Source organism: Shewanella sp. 11B5, assembly GCF_002836795.1.
Lineage (GTDB): Bacteria > Pseudomonadota > Gammaproteobacteria > Enterobacterales > Shewanellaceae > Shewanella > Shewanella frigidimarina.
Window position 1 is genome coordinate 1 of the sequence record NZ_PJAP01000922.1, and the last position, 3,153, is coordinate 3,153.

Annotated in this window: 3 protein-coding genes; all 3 read left to right on the top strand. The window is 41.5% G+C overall.

The genetic code is table 11. The features are described 5' to 3' along the window. A partial coding sequence (locus CXF78_RS18255) for a DUF1302 family protein (RefSeq protein ID WP_145991554.1) occupies positions 1–726 on the top strand: 726 nt, incomplete at its 5' end. Positions 727–739: 13 nt separating this feature from the next. After that, complete coding sequence (locus tag CXF78_RS18260) at positions 740–2,104, top strand: DUF1329 domain-containing protein (protein ID WP_011637680.1); 1,365 nt, start codon at positions 740–742, stop codon at positions 2,102–2,104. Positions 2,105–2,162: 58 nt separating this feature from the next. Beyond that, the coding region (locus CXF78_RS18265; protein WP_102037555.1) for a WD40/YVTN/BNR-like repeat-containing protein at positions 2,163–3,153 on the top strand (991 nt) is incomplete at its 3' end.

Sequence of the window (3,153 nt, forward strand, 5' to 3'; positions counted from 1 at the left end):
AGTTTTAACACATTAGTGGGTGACACATCAGTTGCTGGTGAAATTTCACACCGTGTTGATGAGCCATTGCAAATTGATGACGTTGAATTACTTTTCTTAGCGATGCCTCAACAGCTTGCAAATGCAGGACTTCGTCCTGATTTAGATGGTATTTCACAAATGGATAATGTGGAACCTGGCTCAAACGCTGAGGGGTATATACTTACCGATACGACTCAAGCACAGGTAACCTTTACTCATTTATTCGGTCCAACACTTGGTTTAGATAACTTAACCATGCTTGCTGAAGTGGGTGGTGTGTGGATCCATGATATGCCTGGTTTTGACGAATTACGTCTAAACGGTCCAGGAACCGCTCGTTCTGGCGGTAACCCAGAAATGACGGGTATTATTGCCGCTCTGCATAATGGTCCAGAAACCAATCCATTCCCAACAGATTTTGCGTGGGGTTATCGTTTAGTGGCTAAAGCTGACTTTAACAACGTGTTTGCTGGTGTGAACATGTACCCAAGAGTGATTTTCTCTCACGACGTTGATGGTATTACACCGGATCCAATGTTCTTATTCACCGAAGGCAGAAAATCTGTGGCTTTAGGTGTGAACTTTGATTATCAAAGTCGCTGGGGCGCAGACATTTCTTACAACAGCTTCTTTGGTGGCGTAGGAACAACAAATGCGATGACAGACAGAGATTACATCTCTTTCAACGTCAAGTATTCGATTTAGAAGGATAATTATAATGAAGAAACTGACGATATTATCGGCAGCAGTGATGCTAGCACTGAGTGCACCTGCTGCGCTGGCGAAAGTATCACAAGCTGATGCAGACAAATTGGGTACAACATTAACCCCTATGGGTGCAGAAAAAGCGGCTAATGCCGATGGTTCAATTCCAGCCTGGACTGGTGGTATTAGCAAGCCTATTGCAGGCTACAGTAAGGGTATGCATCATCCAGATCCATTCCCAACTGATAAAGTGTTATTTACCATTACTAATGAAAATAAAGCCCAATACGCTGAGTTTTTAACTCCGGGTCAGAAACAGTTATTTGAAGTATATCCAGATACTTACAAAATGAATGTTTATGAAAGCCGTCGTACTGCAGCTGTACCTCAATATGTTTATGATGCGACTAAAGCCAATGCTGTTAGAGCTGAATTAGTTTCACAAGGTAACGGTATTACTGGGGCGACCATTGGTGTGCCATTTCCAATTCCGGCTAACGGTTTAGAAGTGATTTGGAATCATATTTTACGTTATCGAGGTGTCGATGTAGAAACATATCGTAGCCAAGCCGCGCCTATGTCAAATGGTTCTTATACTCTGGTTGAAAACGCTGAGGAAATTCGTTTTGAATATTCTCGTCCAGAGGTGACCTTAGAGAAGCTTAAAGAAACAAATACGTTGTTTTACTTTAAACAAGTTGTTACTCAACCAGCGCGACTCGCAGGTACTGCACTACTTGTAAAAGAAACCATGGATCAAGAAGCGCTTCCACGCCAAGCTTGGACTTACAACACTGGACAGCGCCGCGTTCGTAAAGCTCCTAACGTAGCTTTTGATACTCCAGGTACTGTATCTGATGGGTTAAGAACAACAGATGATTTCGATATGTTTAACGGCTCTCCAATCCGTTATAACTGGGAATTAGTTGGTAAAAAAGAGATCTACATTCCTTACAATGATTATCGTTTACATTCAGATGCGTTAAAGTATGACCAAATTTTAAAACCTGGTCATATTAACCCTGAGTATCCACGTTATGAAAAACATCGTGTATGGGAAGTCAAAGCGACGTTAAAAGAAGGAATGCGTCATACTTATAAAAGTCGTGTTTTCTATATTGATGAAGATTCATGGCAAGTTGCGGTAACTGATATATATGATAACCGCGATGAGCTTTATCGTGTGGGTGTAGCTCACCTTATCAACTATTATGAAGTGCCTGCGCTTTGGAGTACATTGGAAGTGTTCCATGATCTTCAATCACGCCGTTATTTAGCGATGGGTCTAGACAATGAAGGCCGTATGTATAATTTTGATGCATCACTTTCAGAGTCTAACTTTACCCCAGACGCATTAAGACGTGCTGGTATTCGTTAATAAGCCATAGATAAAATGGGGCGCCGTAGCGCCCCTATAAATTTTAAAGGAAGTTTGTATGACGTTTAGCATGCTTCGCAGTGTAGTGGCGATTGGGATTAGTGCATGTTTATATACTACTTCAGTAGATGCTCAACTCGATCCACTCTCTGTTCAAATTCAACCCCGAGCTCAATCCTCTTTATTGCTTGATATTGCTAATGCGGGTGACAAACTTGTCGCGGTAGGTCAACGCGGTAATGTGTTGCTATTAGACGATAATCAATGGCACCAAGTTGCAACTCCTGTATTGTCTCAATTAACCAAAGTGTTTTTTTTCGATGACAAGCAAGGTTGGGCCGTCGGCCATGATGCAACCATTATCCATACTCAAGATGGTGGATTAACGTGGTCTGTGCAGATGCAATCTGCAGAAATTGAGAAACCGTTATTAGATATTCGTTTTTATAGCCCTGTCGATGGTATTGCGGTAGGTGCTTATGGATTATTTTATCGCACCGCAGATGGCGGAAAAACATGGCAACAAGAGTTTCATCAAGAATTATTATTTGAAGAAGATATCGCCTATTTAAATGAACTTAAAGCAGAAGATGAAGCATTATATTTGTCTGAACGAGCATCATTATTACCCCATTTTAATCGCTTAATTCGCCTCAAGGATAGACGCTTATTGCTTGTGGGTGAACTTGGCATGGTTGCGGTATCAAGTGATAACGGCCAAACATTCTCGAAAACTAACTTCGATTACGATGGTTCAATGTTTAATGCCATTGAAGTTGGTGAAGATGTTTATGTCATGGGATTACGCGGTCACGTGTTTAAATCAGACTTAACACTATCTTCATGGCAAGAGGTTGATTTACCTGTCCAATCATCAATTAATAGCGCACTGATTAACGCTAATAATGAGCTATACCTAGTCGGAAATGCTGGGATAGTGTTGTCAGTAGATGATGGTAAAGCAACAATTGTGGCCAGACGCCAAGGCGAGAATATAGTGGCAATAGCTAAAGACAGTAAAGGCCAGTTATGGTTTGCCGGTTCTAAGG